This is a genomic window from Paenibacillus sp. sgz302164, assembly GCF_056120505.1.
This window is the reverse complement of sequence record NZ_JBVYOL010000003.1, coordinates 93900-109221: the sequence shown is the minus strand read 5'-3', so window position 1 is coordinate 109221 and position 15322 is coordinate 93900. Positions and strand designations below refer to the sequence as shown.

The window sequence follows — 15322 nt, the reverse complement described above, 5'->3', positions numbered from 1 at the left end:
TTTTTTGGCTATTAAGCAGGGTTCAGCCAATCAAGAGCGGAAATTCCTGCACAATCGCAGGCTTTTCGCCAAAACAAGCATATTCAGCCGAAAAAGCCTGCACTTTTGCAGGCTTTGCGAGCTGCCAAGCCGTTTCCCGAACGGCCGAGCAGGTTTTGCGAGCTGCCAAGCCGTTTCCCGAACGGCCGAGCAGGTTTTGCGAGCCGCAAAGCCGTTCCACGAACGGCCGAGCAGGTTTTGCGAGCCGCAAAGCCGTTCCACGAACGGCCGAGCAAGTTTTGCGTGGCGCCAAGCCGTTCCACGAACGGCCGAGCAGGGTATGCGAGCCGCTAAGCCGTTTCCCGAACGGTCGTGCAGGCTATGCGTACCGCTAAACCATCCCACGGCCACGCCGGTTGTTCGGCCTTACTCTTTTAGTGTCGGATTTTTAACGCCCCGCGACAGCTTGTCGATTGTTTTTTCAACGCGGGTGCGGCGCGTTTCTTTGCGTTTGGCGTCGGTGATCCAGCGGACGTATTCTTTGCGGTTCGTGTACGACAGCGTTTCGTAGAACGCGAAGGCTTCGGGGCTGGCGGCAAATGCCACAGCCAGATCGTCCGGCACGACGACGGTTTTGTCGGCGCTTGCCGCGGCTTTGTCGGCGTCCGCCGAGCGGTCTGTTGTGTGCTGGCTTCTCGTCGCTTTTACCTGGCTTGCGTGCCGAAAACGCATGGCTGACCAAGTGTCGTCCAGGGAGATGAGGGAGACGCCTTCGTACTGTAGGTCGTAAACCGGCTGCCACCCGGAATCCCGGTTAATGTCGGTTTTTATTTTTCCCGTACCTTTCGGGTAGCACATCCACAGCAAACCGTCCGGGGCGACGGCCTGGATCGCGATGGGCGCCAGGCTTTGCACTTCAGCGGCGCTATGGAGAAATACTTGCACAAAATCGTAAGCGTGGTCGGTTTCTTTTTGCTCGGATGCCTGAACATCCTCAGGCAGAGGGCCGAGCGATGCGATATAACCTTCAGGCGCATTCAAAATCAAAGCCCGCTTGCAGCTTGCCAAGCGGAGTTTTTTGACCAATTCGTTGCTCATGTGAGGGCTCACTCTTTTCTTTAGTTAGCAATCTTACCCACTATTCTAGAAGCAAGGAAGCCGCTTTGTCAAAATGCCGGCGCGAAATATGGCGAAAAGCGGTCAACCGTGTCTTTTTTGAAAATCGGTCATAAAATCGGCGAGCGCTCTGCACGCTTCCTCGGGTACTGCGTTATAAGCGGATGCGCGCAAACCGCCAACGCTGCGGTGTCCTGCCAGGCCTTCGAAGCCGTTCAGCTCGGACTCCCGGACGAACTTGCGTTCCAGCGCTTCGTCTTTCATTCGCCAAGTGATATTCATATGGGACCGGTCGGCCGGATCGATGATGCCTTTGTAAAATCCGCCGCTGGCGTCAATTACGCTGTAGAGCAGGCCGGCTTTGGCCGCGTTTTGCTTTTCGAGCTGTTCCAGGCCTCCCTGCCGGAAAAACCATTTTAACACAAGGTTCATCATGTAGATGGCATGCACCGGCGGCGTATTGTAAAGCGACCTGTCTTTGGCAAAAGTTCCGTAGCGGAGAATCGCCGGAATCCGCTTCGACGCCTGCTCCAGCAAATCTTCGCGGATGATGACGGCCGTTACGCCGGCAGGCCCGAGATTTTTTTGCGCGCCCGCGTAGATCAGGGAAAAACGCTGAAAATCCAGCTTCCGGCTGAGAATGTCGCTGGTCATATCGCCGATCAGCGGGACCGCCCCGACCGACGGTATTTCAGCATAGCGCGATCCTTCGATGGTGTTGTTCGTCGTGATATGGACGTAAGCCGACGAAGGGGCCAAGTCGCTTGCCGCCAGCTTTGGAATGTGGCGCCATTCCTGCTCGCGCGAGCTTGCCGCAACATGGACCGGGCCTACTTGGGCGGCTTCTTTGCAAGCTTTTTCCGCAAAGCTGCCGGTGAGCGCGTAGCTGGCCGTTGTTCCCTCTTGCAGGAAGTTAAGCGGAATTAATGCAAACTGGGTGCTTGCGCCGCCGCCCATAAAGAGCGTGTGATACTTGCCGTCGTCGAGCCCCAAAGCTTGCAGCAGGAGCTGCTGCGTTTCGTCGTTCAACTGCTCCACTTCTTTGCTGCGGTGCGACATTTCCAGTAGTGAAATTCCTTTGCCTTGGTAGTCGACGAATTGTTCTTTCGCTTGTTCCAGCACTTCGAGCGGCAGCGCAGCCGGACCCGGGTTAAAATTGTACAATCTTTCAGCCATCTCATGATTCCTCCCGTATATCGAATAAAAAACAAAAAGCGCCCTCATCCGATTGGGACGAGGAGCGCTTGCTCGCGGTGCCACCCAAATTGAGGAACTTCGTTCCTCCTCTTGGTTCCGCGGTAACGGGCGGGTCCGGTTAACTTAGAATCGACGCAGCGTCTATCTTGGCGAAAACGCCTCCGAGTTGGATTCTCATCACAGGCATGATCCGGTTATGAATGTTGTTAAGAAGTATATCCCAAGTAGGGGCATATGGCAATACCGGGAAATTATTTTTTTGAAAAGCGCTGCCGGTAGGTGCGCGGGGTAATGCCTTCGTATCTCGAAAAGCAGGATGTGAAATAAGCGGCATGGTTGAATCCGACTTCTTCCGCAATGTAGGCGACGGGTAGATCGGTTTGCAGCAAAAGCAGCTTTGCCTGTTCAACGCGGTAATGCAATAAATAGTCCATGGGCGAGCAGCCGAACTCCTTTTGCATGCAGCGGGCGATATAGACCGGATGAAAATTAATCGCTTCGCCAAGCTCCTGAGCGGTAATTCCTTCGCGGTAATGGAGCCGCAAATAAGTGGCGGCCTGATGGGCAACCGCCGCTGCCGGTTTGGCGGTCGTTGAATCCAGGGAGGCGCTGAGCTGCTCCATTATTTCCTGGAAAATAATTTGCTGCTTCCAGCGCACCCAGCTTTGGTGGGAGTTCTTTTCCAACCCGATCAACTGATTCAAACTTTCGTACATTTTGGAGGGCTGGAGCAGCTTCGTGAACTGTGGAACTTGAATTTGAAAAGTTTGCAGCATGAAATTGTTTTCTGCGTGGCCGGTTGAAGAACTTTGGCTGTTCTCCTCGACTGCTTGCCACGAGCCCGTAGTTTGGAAGTGTAGCCAGTACGTTCCGGTTGGGCTGCGGTTGCCTTCAGTCGGATAATGATGAAGGTCGGGCCGGAGAATGAGGGCGTAGTCTTCCGCAACCTCGTAATGGCGGTCTTCCTCGCCGACATAAAGGCAGCCCTTGTCCACTACAAGCAGGTCAAATTCGCCGAGCTTGTAGCGTTCGGGATGTTTTCTGCCTATTTGAGCTACGCTGTAGCCGCCCGAAATGTAATGCGGAAGCGGCGGAGCGGTAAATTGCAGGATGGACACAAGGCAGACCTCCCAGGAAATACAGCTGATCCGAAAAGTTGGAATCTTGATAGTATAGGTTGAAAAACTGATACTTGATGCCTAGTATACCATCTATAATGTGAATAAACGAGCTGTAATTAAACACGCGTTTAAAGCGTTTACATTGAAGTGGCAGTCGGGCAGCTCCGGTACATACGGCAATCGATACTTTTCGTTTTTGGATGAAAATTATGTAAAGAAAAGAGGCCGGTTCATGATGAAATACCGTAAATTGGGAAGAAGCGGACTGAAAGTTAGCGAAATCAGTCTGGGAAGCTGGCTGACCTACGGGAATTCCGTCGCCGAGGAAACGGTAGCGAAGCTGACTCGCAGGGCGTTCGAGCTGGGCGTTAACTTTTTGGATACGGCGAATGTGTATGCGCAGGGCGAAGCGGAAATATTGCTCGGAAAAGCTTTGAAAGCTTATTCGCGCGATTCTTATGTGCTTGCGACGAAAGCTTTTTGGCCGATGGGAGCGGGCCCGAACGACAGGGGACTCTCGCGCAAACACGTTTTCGAGCAAATTCATGCCAGTCTGCGGCGTTTGCAGACCGATTATGTTGATATTTTTTACTGCCACCGCTACGATCCGGAGACGCCTGTCGATGAAACGCTGCGCACGATTGATGATATGGTCCGCCAGGGCAAAGTGCTGTACGTCGGCGTAAGCGAATGGACGGCGGCGCAAATTCAGGAGGGTTTGCGGACCGCCGACAAATACTTGCTTGACCGGGTCGTCGTGAACCAGCCGCAGTACAACATGTTTCACCGCGGCATTGAAGCCGAGGTGCTGCCGGTCAGCGAGAAGAACGGCATCTCGCAGGTCGTATTTTCGCCTTTGGCGCAAGGTGTACTAACAGGCAAATACCGTAAAGGCGGGAAGCTTCCCGAAGGAAGCCGGGCGAGCGATCCGACAGCGAATTCGTCGATCGGCAAATTTCTGAGCGAAAGCCACCTGGACAAGGTGGAGCAACTGGCAGGCGTCGCGGACGAACTCGGCCTATCGATGTCGACGCTGGCGCTGGCTTGGGTGCTTCGACAACCGGGCGTCGCCAGCGCGCTCGTAGGCGCGACGCGGGTCGAGCAGCTGGAAGACAACGTGAAAGCGTCCGGCGTCACGCTCCCGGCCGAAATTATCCGAAAAATAGATGAAATTCTCGCTTGATTTTGGATGAATAGCTCCTTGTGAGCAAAGCGGTGGTTCACGGAAGCCGCCGTCTTGCTCACGAGGAGTTTTTTTCGTTGTACAAAGCTGGAAATCGTTATAAAATGAACTCGTTACAGCTGTCAGCGGTTTTTTTATCAATTTGGGTTACCGATAACACAAGGCTGAAAGGAGCATGTTTGTGAACCTGAAAAATAGGAGATTGTGGTACAGGCAGCCTGCGAACGAATGGACGGAGGCGCTTCCGATTGGAAACGGACGGCTGGGCGCGATGGTATTCGGCGGGACGCACGAGGAGCTGTTCCAGCTGAATGAAGACACGCTGTGGTCCGGATATCCGCAGGACAAGCTCAATTATAAGGCGCTCGGCCATTTGGAAGAAGCCAGGGAAGCTCTGCGGGCCGGCGCATATGCGAGTGCGCAGGATATCGTCGAGACGCATATGCTCGGCCAGGACAGTGAAGCGTATCAGCCGCTTGGAGATCTGCGGATCCGCACGGGCAGCGGGGGGGCAATCAGCGGCTACGAACGCGAGCTGGATCTGGAGACGGCGATTGCGCGGGTCAGCTACGAGCAGGACGGCGTGCGGTTCACGCGGGAAGCGTTTATTTCCGCTGCGGATCAGGTGCTGGTCGTCAGAGTGCAGGCCGATCCACCCGGACGGTTGAATGTGACGGCATCCATAGACAGTCCGCATCCGTTCTCCACCACTGCGGAAGCCGGCGCGCTGCAGGTGAAAGGAGCCGCTCCTTCCCGGATCTGGCCTGAAATTACATACGACGGCAAGGGCATGCTGTTCGAAATCGGCTTGCAAGCTGTGGCGGAAGGCGGTTCGCAAGCTGTGAACGAGCGATCCGAGCATACGTTGACGGACGCAGATGCCGTCACTTATTTATTGACTGCGGCAACGAGCTTTAACGGTTACGACCGGGATCCTGTCCAGGCAGGCAAAGACGCTGCGGCCATTTGCCATAGCATTTTGGCGGCTGCCGGCGCGTATTCGTACGAGGAGTTGAAACAGCGGCATATCGCCGATTATAGCGGGTTGTTTCATCGGGTGGAGTTGGACCTGGGAAGTTCCGGTGCGGCGGAGCTGCCGACGGACGAACGGCTTAAACTGGTGCAAGCGGGAGCCGACGATCCCGGCCTTGAAGCGCTTTTGTTCCAGTATGGGCGTTACTTGCTGATCGCCAGTTCCAGGGCGGGAACGCAGCCGGCTAATTTGCAGGGCATATGGAACAAGGACATCCGCCCGCCGTGGCGCAGCAACTACACGGTTAACATTAATACGCAGATGAACTACTGGCCTGCCGAAATAACGAATTTAAGCGAATGCCATGAGCCGCTTTTCCGGTTTGTACAGGAATTAAGCGAGAGCGGCCAGAAGACGGCCGACGTTCAATTCGGCTGCCGGGGGTGGACGGCTTGTCACAATATCGATCTTTGGCGGCACACTTCGCCGGTATCCGGTTCGGCAAGCTGGGCGTTCTGGCCGATGAGCGGCGCATGGCTGAGCAGGCACCTTTGGGAGCATTATTTGTTTACCGGGGATTTGTCGTTTTTGGAGCGGGAAGCGTACCGGCCTATGAAGGAAGCGGCATTGTTCTGCCTTGATTGGCTGATCGAGGATGGGAGCGGATACCTCGTCACTTCGCCGTCGACTACGCCCGAGAATATGTTTCTCGCGGAGGATGGAACCAAATGCAGCGTCAGCGTTGCGACTACGATGGATATGGCGATAATGCGCGAGCTGTTTGCGCAGGTCGTGCAGGCCGCCGAACTATTGGGCGTGGATGCGGATTTCCGTGCGCAATTGGAGAGCGCCGCTTCCCGCCTGCTGCCTTACAAGATCGGTCCTGCCGGCGAGTTGCAGGAATGGTCGGCCGATTTTGCCGAAGAATCTCCCGGGCACCGGCACATTTCGCATTTATACGGATTTTATCCGGGGAGCAAAATCGATCTGCTGGACACGCCCGCGCTGGCTCAGGCGGTCCGCCGCTCTCTCGAGCGCAGACTGCTTAACGGGGGCGGGCATACGGGCTGGAGCTGCGCCTGGATCATCAACGTCTGGGCGCGCCTGGGCGATGCGGAGCAGGCTCACCGCTACGTGAAGACGATGCTGGCGAAATCGACGTACCCGAATTTGTTCGACGCGCATCCGCCATTTCAAATCGACGGCAATTTCGGAGGCACCGCAGGCATAGCGGAAATGCTGCTGCAAAGCCATAACGGCGAAATCCGGCTGCTGCCGGCGCTTCCGTGCGGATGGGCAACCGGTTCGGTCAAAGGCTTACGCGCCAGAGGCGGCTATGAAATCGACATCGCCTGGAAGGACGGCCGCCTGACCCAAAGTGTGATCAAAGCGGACCGCGATGCGATTTGCAAGCTTCGATCTCCCGAGAAGCTGCGAATTAGCAAGCTGAACGGTGCGGAAGATATCGGGGAGCGGACGGAGCAACCCGGAATCACGACATTTCAGGCACGCAAAGGCGAAGTATACGTCATTCAGGCATAAGCTGCGAAAAGAAACTCAGCCCAGCAAGTGCAGCATCAGCGCTTTTTGAACGTGACGTCTGTTGTCCGCCTGCTGGAAAATGATCGATTTCTCCGATTCGATAAGCGCCTCCTCAATCTCATAACCGGGATGAATCGGCATGTCGTGCATGATGTAGGGCGAGTTGGAACCGAGATTGCTGCGGTTGATTTGATAGGGCAGCATTACTGCAATGCGGCGCTGTTTTTCCTCTTGATAGCCGGGGTGATGGAAAAACTCCATATCGATCCAGGTATCCGCGTAAACAAAATCGGATTGTGAGACGGCTTCCTTGAGATCGTCCATATGAAAAATAAACCCGCTGGCACGCGCTTCCTGCATAAGCTGTTCGTCCCAGGAAGCTTCATTGATGATCGGCGTCACCAGGATCAGCCGTACGCCCAGCTTCATACACCCGGCAATTAACGAGTTGGCGACGTTATTATGGATGCCGGCATAGGTTAGAGTAGCGCCCTCAAAAGATCCGATAGTCTCATAAATCGTCATCAAATCGGCCAACGCTTGGCAAGGGTGATATTTGTCGCAGCATCCGTTAATTACAGGGACGGCTGAAGCCTCGGCAAGCTGCAGCAGGTCTTCGTGCTTCTTGAGCCGAGCCATAATCAGGTCGCAATTGCGCGATACATATTTTGCTTCATACCGAATGGGAGAAAGGCTGAAATTGCTTTTCTCCCATTCCATTTGAATCGGATTTCCACCCAACTGTTGAATCCCTGCATGAAATGAGAGATAAGTTCGGGTTGAAGTTTTTTGAAACAACATAAGAAGTCCTTTGTTGGCGCAGGCGGATGCGTATTTATCAGGGTGAGCTTTCAGATCCAGCCCGGCTTCGACGATAGCGCGGATTTCTGACGCTGATAATTCTTTTAGAGACAATATATGATTCATGAGTTCTCCTACATATAAATTGAATATTTATTCATAATTATGAATATAAATTCATGATAATAAGTAGGGGAACAACTGTCAATCGCAATATTGCTAAAAAAAGGAGCACCTGGCTGCCGTCAGCCTGTGTGCTCCTTTTTATGACCGCTTATTTTACGGTTTTGTTATAGGCGGCGATTTTTTCAGTGATGCTCTTGGCTGCGCCGTCGAGCGCTTCTTTCGGCGATTTTTTGCTGTTCAGCGCTTCTTCAATCGCGCCTTCGACGATTTGGCGGGCTTCCGGGAATACGCCCATGACGGCGCCTTGCGTCGCTTTGTTCAATTTGGTGCTGTGAAGCTGATTGATCGCAGTTTGGAACTGCGGATATTTGGCGAGGTTGTCTTTCACGAGCTGCTCGTCATACGCTTTTTTCGTGATTGGGAAGTAGCCTGTATTGACGTGCCAATAGGCTTGCGTTTGCGGCGTTGCCAGGAACTTGATGAATTCCCAGGCCGCTTTTTGCTCGGCTTCCGATTTGTTGTTCAAGATGTACAGGCTCGCTCCACCTACGATGACACCGCCGTCTTTGGCATCGGCAGACTTTGGCGAAAAGCCGGTTCCGACCTGGAATTTGCCTTCGGCGCTGCTGACGATTCCGCGAAACGAAGCGGTGGTGTCGAGTGTCATTGCGATTTGACCGGCAGCGAACGCTTTTTTCGTGTCATCGGTTTTGCGGCCGAGGTTGGAAGTCGTTTTGTTGTCGACCATTTGCTTCCACCAGGTCAATGTGTTTACGCCTGCGTCGCTGTTTACGAGCGATTCGGTAGCCGGGGCGGTCCGGCCGTTGCCGTTGTTCACGTATTCTGCGCCCTGGTTCGCAAAAACATGAACTGGAAAAAGCGCATGCCCTTCAGGCGGTTGTGAGTCAGCGCAGCGAGCAGCAGCGCCAGCGCAATGCCGGTTGGAACCGTGAGCAGCGTAAAGGCGCCGGTCACTTTTAGACTTGTATAAAACCGTTCCGACGTGAAAATATCGACGAAATTGTCCAATCCCACGAAACCTGCGACTCGGCCGCGCGGATCTGTTTCATGGAAGCTGAGATAGACCGATTGCAAAAGAGGGTAGAACAGAAATATCGCAAACAACAGGATCGAGGGAGACAGGAAGAAATAACCGAGAAGGTTGCCTTGCCATTTAAAAGCGGATCGTGTTCCGGCCTTGCGGCGAACGCGAACAGCCGGCGGTGAGAGAACTACATCTCTATCAATCGTATTCATTAGCATCCTCCTAGAATAGGTCGGCAATTCGTTAATTGACCGTTTTTAGTGTATAAGCCCTATATTTGACCAGTGTTAAAAAAATATTAAAAATTGTGTATTTTCCCATTATTAGGTATCTTTTGCCGTCGTACATTGCGTTTATTAATTCTTAACTGTGCACAGGAAGGCAAACTCTACTATAATTGGAGAAAAGCAGTTTACTATCATTTGTCAGGAGTGTTGGATGATGAGCGGACACAAGCCTTTAATCATCGGCCACAGGGGCGCTGCCGGAGAAGCGCCGGAGAATACGTTGGCTTCCTTTGCGCTTGCGCTGCAGCAGGGGGCACAGGGCATTGAGCTGGATGTGCATCTTTCCAAAGACGGGGAAATCGTCGTTTGTCACGATCCAACGCTGAACCGCACGACTAACGGCAGCGGGCTTATCTGCGAGCAGACGGCCGGGGAGATCAAGCGCCTGGATGCGGGATCATGGTTTGGCGAAGCTTACAACAAGGAGCGGGTGCCGCTGCTTCGGGAAGTGTTCGAGCTGATTCCGCCGGGCTATCTGATCAACGTGGAAGTGAAGCTTGCTTATGAAGGACGGATGGAGCAGGCGCTGCTGGCTTTTTTGCATAAAAGCGGCAGACTGGACGACGTCGTTATTTCTTCGTTCGATCATAAATGCGTCAAACGTCTGAAGCAGGCGGAGCCGGAAGCGCGGATCGGACTGCTGTACGTAGGCAATTTGATCGACCACGCCGCTTATGCGCAGCTGCTCGGTGTGGAAGTGTACTCGCTGCACCCCCACTTTGAAGGGATCGGCAAGGCGGATGTGCACGGCGCGGAGGCGGCGGAGCTTCAAGTGTATCCGTACACGGTTAACCGGGTGGAGGATTACCGCAGGCTGATCGGAGCCGGAGTGTCGGGGATCATCACGGATTATCCGGCCCGGTTGGCGGGGCTGCTCAGGGAACAGCGGTGACAGCCGCAAGCCCAACCGAAACATTTTGCATGAACAAAAAAGCGCTGATCCACGGATTGAGATGTGGAAGCTCAGGGCTTTTTTTGCTTTGCAGGAAAAAATCGCTTTTTGTCGAATTATTGGAAATACCAGTATAAAGGAGAGAGAGGAAGATGAACAAAAAGCTGATTGCCGCTTGTATGGCGGGCGTACTGATCTTTGGAATCGGAATTGGCGTGCAGGCCGCATCCGATATCCGGCTGTTCATTCACGGAAAGCAAGTTAATGCCGACGTTCAAATTATTGACGGCTCCAGTTACGTGCCTTTGCGGGTAGTTTCCGAAGCGTTGGGCGCGAATGTGAATTGGGACGAGGAGTCCAGAACGATCAATATTAAAAAAACGAGGTCGTTTGAAGTGAACAGCGTCGTATGGTCAGGCTCTTTGTTGATGCAAATATCGAAAGTCACATTGGACACGTCCTACCGCAACAACAAAACCCCGACACCGATTAATGCGGTTATTTTCGATGTTACGATTACGAATAATGCGTACACCAAATTAAAGTGGTACCCGAAAAAAGGGCAGATCCGGTTGAACCTCGACGAAATCGCGGAAATAAGCAATCCTAACGATTATTCGGACGATTTTGACGGCACCTATACGACCCAACAGGTCAGAAAAGGAAAAATTGTCGTTCCGGTGAAAACGAATCTGGATGACGTCAAGACGATCGATTTTCTGATCGACGGCTCGACTGATGGAGAAACTTTCAATAGAGTGGAGTCCGCGCCGATTGAATTGAGATAGTGTATGGGGGTGACCGCCGCCATATAGGCCGACGGCCGCTTGCGAGAAATCGCGGGCGGCTTTTTGCTTGCTGACACGCTTGCAGCGAAACATTCCTGCAAAAATCAGGCTGCCGGCAGGCCATACGCCGGTGTCGGTCGCAGCCCCTGCCTGGCTGTGCGAAGAAAACCTGCAAAAGTACATCTTTTTGCTCGATGGTTGCGCTGGCCGCGACAAATTCCTGCAAATGTGCAGGCTTTTCGTCGCGAACGTGGGCTGAGGTCCGTTTTCGTGAAAAATTCCTGCACAATCGCAGGCATTTTGCCAAAACGAACCGTTTTCCCGGAAAAAGCCTGCACTTTCGCAGGTTTTTGCCTGCCAAGCCGCGTTTGTCTCCCCGCAGATCCCCAACCCGTGCAGGAGAAGCATAGGTTGGCGAAGAGCGCCTAACGTTCCCTCTGGTTCCTCTACTCAGTCACTTTATCAACAATCTGATTTTCGCAAGCATTCGGCTTGCCAAGCCGCTTAACGGACGACCACGGCCGCATCGCGCACAGTTCTCAGCGCACGGTATTGCGCTGCATGACGGCGATCGGTCGAGCACATGTCGTCTTGGACGGCAAAAGCCCTCCATGATTGCAGGGAATATTCTGCAAAATCGCCAAGGGCCGAAAAGATGCACAACCAATCGCAAGCTCTTTTGCGAACCTGAACCAAACTCCCGTCCGACACGCTAGTCGATTCCACGGGCTGCAATCAAGGTACTACGCAAAGTTAGTACTACTCGCGGCGCCGGAAATACATACAATAGAATTAAGACCAGGTATTAAGATGTGCCTTTAGGAGGTTGCCATCATGCTCAAACAACTGTTTTATATCGCTTTAAAACTGCTGCTTCCTATACTGAACCCGCTCGTTCGCGCTTGCTTCCGGCTTCGCGTCAGCGGCATGGAGCGCCTGGATTTTTCCGTTCGCACGGTGCTGATTCCGAATCACGTTTCTTTGCTCGATGCGGTGCTGCTGGCGTTCATTTTGCCGAAAGAAGTAGCGTTTGTCGTCAATACGAAAATTGCCAGACGTTTTTCCTTGATTCTGATGTTTCGCGAACATATTCCGGTAGATCCGCTCAATCCGTACTCGGTCCGAAAAATGCTCAAAACCGTACAGAGCGGAACCCCGCTCGTCGTATTTCCCGAGGGAAGGGTCACGACGACAGGGGCGATGATGAAAGTGTACGGAGGCATAGGCTATATCGCTCTAAAATCGCAAGCCCGGATGGTGCCGGTAGCGATTAACGGCTTGGAATTTTCGAAGCTTTCTTATTTGAAAGGCAAGCTCAGGCAGCGCTGGTTTCCTGCGGTCAGCATGCAGATCGGCGAGCCGTTTCAAGTCAAGCCGGAAGAGGGCGTTCCGATGCGCGTGCAAAAGGAACGAGCGGCCGAACTGATCCGCAGCCGTATGCAGAACCACTTGTTCGCAAGCCGGATGAAGCCGCAGCTCAACCTGTTCAATGAACTGCTTGCGGCCGCCGGGGTTCACGGCAAGTCTTTCAAGGTTTGCGAGGATCTCGTAAGCGGCACCGATTTCAGCTACAAAAAGCTGCTCGTCAGCTCCTACACGATGGCTGCCCGCCTGAAGCGGGAACTGGCCGGCCAGCAGCGCGCCGCCGTACTGCTGCCCAACTCCGCGGCGCACGTCATCACTTTGTTCGCGATGTTCCGGCTCGGGCTGACGCCGGCCATCCTGAACTACTCCGCAGGCAAGCAGACGATGCTCGATGCATGCGAAACGGCTGCCGTGCGGACGATACTTACGTCCAGAGCTTTTGCGGAAAAAGCGGGCCTGGCCGATTTCATCGAAGCCGCGCAGGGCCGATTTGCCCTGGTTTATTTGGAAGATGTGAGAGCGGGGATTACATGGGGCGACAAGCTTGCCGGGCTCAAAGATTACCTGCTCCAAGCGAAAGGGCCGGTCGGCGAAGACCGGAACGAAATCGTCCTTTTCACCTCGGGGAGCGAAAGCAAGCCCAAAGGCGTCGTGCTCGCACATCGGAACGTGTATGCGAACATTTTGCAAGCGCGGACGGTCATCGCGTTCAATTCGACCGACAGCGTGCTCGGCGCTATGCCGATGTTCCATTCCTTCGGGCTGACGGCCGGCACGATGCTGCCGATTTTGTCCGGCATGAAAGTGGTGCTGTACCCGAATCCGCTGCACTACAAAGTCATTCCCGAGCTCGTATACGACAGGAACATTACGATTTTGTTCGGCACTTCCACGTTTTTGGCGGCTTATGCCCGGACCGCGCATCCGTACGATTTTGCCCATTCGCTTAAATATGTCGTGGCCGGCGCGGAAAAGCTGAAAGAAGAAGTGCGTCAAATTTGGATGGATAAGTTCGGCATCCGCATTTTGGAAGGGTACGGGACGACGGAGACAGCGCCGGTCGTTTCGCTGAATACGCCGATGCACATGAAAAAGGGTACCGTCGGGCGCCTGCTCCCGGGTATGGAATACCGATTGGAGGCTGTGGAAGGAATTGAGCAAGGGGGCAACCTGTTAGTGAAAGGGCCGAACGTGATGAAAGGCTATCTGATTCATGAAAAAGGTTTTGTGCCGAGCCCGGAATGGTACAGCTGCGGGGATGTCGTGCACATCGACGAGCAGGGCTACATCACGATTCAGGCGAGGCTGCAGTCTTTTGCCAAAATCGGCGGTGAAAAGGTATCGCTTCCCATGGTAGAGGAGCTGGTTTCGGCAGCAATGCCGCAGGCTCTCTGCGCCGCCGTCAGCGTCCCGGATACGCGTAAGGGCGAGCGGATTGTCGTCTACCATAACGATCCCGGCGCTCAAATCCAGCAAGTAAAAGAATTTATGAAACAGCAGGGGCAGTCGCCCATTTATATGCCTTCGGAGTTGAGGTTTGTCGACAAACTGCCTCTGCTGGGAAGCGGCAAAGTCGATTATGTGACATTGAAGAAAATGGCTTTTTAAAACGGAACCTACGAACAGGAGCGAAACCGGCATGAACATCAAACGGATCAAACCGCTGCAAACTTTGTACCTGACGCAATTTCTTTCCGCTTTTGCCGATAACATGATTCTTTTCATTACGCTGGCTATTATTCAGCAAAATGCGTATCCCGACTTTTACATCGGTGTCGTGCAGGCTTCTTTTCTTCTGGCTTTTGTCATTTTGTCCCCGTTTGTCGGAGCTTTCGCCGATAAAAATCCGAAGGCCCACGTGCTGCTGGTCGGCAATGCGATCAAAGCGGCCGGGATCGTCGCCCTGTTCGCGCATCTCGATCCGGCGGTGTGCTACGGCATTGTCGGTATCGGTGCGGCCATATATTCGCCGGCAAAGTACGGCATCCTGCCGACGCTGACGCATTCCGAAACGGAGCTGCTGCGCGCTAACGCCAAAATCGAAGGCTACACCATCCTAGCGATTTTGATGGGTTCCGTTTGCGGAGGGATCGCAGCGAAAATGTCGCTGACAGGCTCGATTGCCGTCTGCCTTTCCTTGTATCTCCTTTCGCTGGGCATGACGCTTCTGATTCCAAGAATTGCCGGCAATCCGCACATTCAATATATGCGGGAAGCGAGGGCGTTCGCGTCCGATCTGCTTGTTTTGGTGAAGGACCGCACGACCCGGTTTTCGCTGGTGGGCACAGGCTCCTTTTGGATGGCGTCGTCCGTCGTTCGTTTGGCTATTATCGATTGGGTGCCGGCGCATTTGGGCATTCAATCGGTTGACCGAATATCGATGCTCGTCGCGGTAACCGGCATCGGCATCATGATCGGCGCCTTAATGACGCCCAAGCTGATTCCGGCCCGAAAATATTACAACTCCTACGTATTCGGCATTTTGATGATCTGTGCGATCCTGCTGTTTACGGTCATTTCCAACCTGTACCTGACGATCGGGCTGCTGCTTCTCGTCGGCTTCAGCGGCGGTGTGTTTATCGTTCCGATGAACTCGGTGCTGCAGGATAAAGGGCAGGGCATGGTAGGAGCCGGCAAAACGATCGCTGTGCAAAATTTTGTGGAAAATGGGCTCATGCTGACAGGGGTGGGGGCCTACACCCAAATTTCCAAGGCCGGCATTTCTACAGACTTGTCCATCGCCGGAATTGCCGCAATTTTGGCGGCTTTCGTAGCCTACCTGATGGTTCAGCGCCGACAGTTGAAAACGGCTTACACCGGACAGATGGAATAATCCCTAGTGCTTCTCTCCCAGTTTTTTCTTTACAGTCCCGATTCGTTTTTGTAGAATAAACCGTAGGTCAATTA

12 protein-coding genes and 1 pseudogene are annotated in these 15322 nt (G+C 53.6%); 7 read left to right on the top strand and 6 right to left on the bottom strand.

The annotated features are described in order from the left end of the window. Positions 1 to 405 precede the first annotated feature (405 nt). The 3 genes from AC0LWT_RS06085 to AC0LWT_RS06075 form a co-directional block, all read right to left on the bottom strand. The gene (locus AC0LWT_RS06085) at positions 406 to 1077 is read right to left on the bottom strand and encodes a YdeI/OmpD-associated family protein (RefSeq protein ID WP_474680340.1); all 672 of its coding nucleotides are present in this window, start codon (positions 1075 to 1077) and stop codon (positions 406 to 408) included. A 102-nt stretch (positions 1078 to 1179) separates the two neighbouring features. After that, a complete protein-coding gene (gene serC, locus AC0LWT_RS06080; protein ID WP_474680339.1) occupies positions 1180 to 2271 on the bottom strand; it encodes a 3-phosphoserine/phosphohydroxythreonine transaminase in 1092 nt (363 codons plus the stop codon). Between the two features lie 272 nt (positions 2272 to 2543). Then, a complete protein-coding gene (locus AC0LWT_RS06075) occupies positions 2544 to 3410 on the bottom strand; it encodes a helix-turn-helix transcriptional regulator (RefSeq protein WP_474680338.1) in 867 nt (288 codons plus the stop codon). A 238-nt stretch (positions 3411 to 3648) separates the two neighbouring features. Here AC0LWT_RS06075 and AC0LWT_RS06070 point away from each other — a divergent pair, with 238 nt between their 5' ends. After that, positions 3649 to 4596, top strand: coding sequence for an aldo/keto reductase family protein (locus AC0LWT_RS06070; protein WP_474680689.1), 948 nt, complete (start codon positions 3649 to 3651; stop codon positions 4594 to 4596). A gap of 175 nt (positions 4597 to 4771) precedes the next feature. Beyond that, positions 4772 to 7111, top strand: coding sequence for a glycoside hydrolase family 95 protein (locus AC0LWT_RS06065; RefSeq protein WP_474680337.1), 2340 nt, complete (start codon positions 4772 to 4774; stop codon positions 7109 to 7111). 15 nt (positions 7112 to 7126) lie between these two features. On the opposite strand, the gene AC0LWT_RS06060 is transcribed toward AC0LWT_RS06065, so the two are convergent. The 3 genes and pseudogenes from AC0LWT_RS06060 to AC0LWT_RS06050 all read right to left on the bottom strand — a co-directional run bounded on the left by AC0LWT_RS06060 (position 7127) and on the right by AC0LWT_RS06050 (position 9295). Further along, the gene (locus tag AC0LWT_RS06060; protein ID WP_474680336.1) at positions 7127 to 8038 is read right to left on the bottom strand and encodes a Rossmann-fold NAD(P)-binding domain-containing protein; all 912 of its coding nucleotides are present in this window, start codon (positions 8036 to 8038) and stop codon (positions 7127 to 7129) included. Between the two features lie 148 nt (positions 8039 to 8186). Further along, positions 8187 to 8915 (bottom strand): annotated as a pseudogene (locus AC0LWT_RS06055) (extracellular solute-binding protein); the annotation flags it as partial. Beyond that, positions 8873 to 9295 (bottom strand): carbohydrate ABC transporter permease, encoded by a 423-nt coding sequence (locus AC0LWT_RS06050; RefSeq protein WP_474680335.1) that lies wholly within the window; start codon positions 9293 to 9295, stop codon positions 8873 to 8875. The gene AC0LWT_RS06050 and the pseudogene AC0LWT_RS06055, both read right to left, overlap by 43 nt. Positions 9296 to 9521: 226 nt before the next feature. On the opposite strand from AC0LWT_RS06050, the gene AC0LWT_RS06045 reads away from it, so the two are divergent. From AC0LWT_RS06045 to lplT, 5 genes are all read left to right on the top strand, one after another. Further along, a complete protein-coding gene (locus tag AC0LWT_RS06045) occupies positions 9522 to 10262 on the top strand; it encodes a glycerophosphodiester phosphodiesterase (RefSeq protein WP_474680334.1) in 741 nt (246 codons plus the stop codon). A gap of 152 nt (positions 10263 to 10414) precedes the next feature. Further along, complete coding sequence (locus AC0LWT_RS06040) at positions 10415 to 11050, top strand: stalk domain-containing protein (RefSeq protein WP_474680333.1); 636 nt, start codon at positions 10415 to 10417, stop codon at positions 11048 to 11050. 67 nt (positions 11051 to 11117) lie between these two features. Then, positions 11118 to 11309 (top strand): hypothetical protein, encoded by a 192-nt coding sequence (locus tag AC0LWT_RS06035; RefSeq protein ID WP_474680332.1) that lies wholly within the window; start codon positions 11118 to 11120, stop codon positions 11307 to 11309. Positions 11310 to 11884: 575 nt separating this feature from the next. Beyond that, positions 11885 to 14023: an AMP-binding protein gene (locus AC0LWT_RS06030; RefSeq protein WP_474680331.1), complete on the top strand. Its 2139-nt coding sequence runs from the start codon at positions 11885 to 11887 to the stop codon at positions 14021 to 14023. Positions 14024 to 14054: 31 nt separating this feature from the next. Then, positions 14055 to 15248 carry a lysophospholipid transporter LplT gene (lplT, locus tag AC0LWT_RS06025; protein WP_474680330.1) on the top strand — a complete coding sequence of 398 codons (1194 nt, stop codon included), beginning with the start codon at positions 14055 to 14057 and terminating at the stop codon, positions 15246 to 15248. The last annotated feature ends 74 nt before the right edge of the window (positions 15249 to 15322 follow it).

Coding starts and splice junctions, on each gene's coding strand:
- serC (WP_474680339.1), bottom strand. CDS start 2,271: ATGGCTGAAAGATTGTACAATTTTAACCCGGGTCCGGCTGCGCTGCCG.
- AC0LWT_RS06040 (WP_474680333.1), top strand. CDS start 10,415: ATGAACAAAAAGCTGATTGCCGCTTGTATGGCGGGCGTACTGATCTTT.
- AC0LWT_RS06050 (WP_474680335.1), bottom strand. CDS start 9,295: ATGAATACGATTGATAGAGATGTAGTTCTCTCACCGCCGGCTGTTCGC.
- AC0LWT_RS06045 (WP_474680334.1), top strand. CDS start 9,522: ATGATGAGCGGACACAAGCCTTTAATCATCGGCCACAGGGGCGCTGCC.
- lplT (WP_474680330.1), top strand. CDS start 14,055: ATGAACATCAAACGGATCAAACCGCTGCAAACTTTGTACCTGACGCAA.
- AC0LWT_RS06030 (WP_474680331.1), top strand. CDS start 11,885: ATGCTCAAACAACTGTTTTATATCGCTTTAAAACTGCTGCTTCCTATA.
- AC0LWT_RS06070 (WP_474680689.1), top strand. CDS start 3,649: ATGAAATACCGTAAATTGGGAAGAAGCGGACTGAAAGTTAGCGAAATC.
- AC0LWT_RS06065 (WP_474680337.1), top strand. CDS start 4,772: ATGTTTGTGAACCTGAAAAATAGGAGATTGTGGTACAGGCAGCCTGCG.
- AC0LWT_RS06060 (WP_474680336.1), bottom strand. CDS start 8,038: ATGAATCATATATTGTCTCTAAAAGAATTATCAGCGTCAGAAATCCGC.
- AC0LWT_RS06085 (WP_474680340.1), bottom strand. CDS start 1,077: ATGAGCAACGAATTGGTCAAAAAACTCCGCTTGGCAAGCTGCAAGCGG.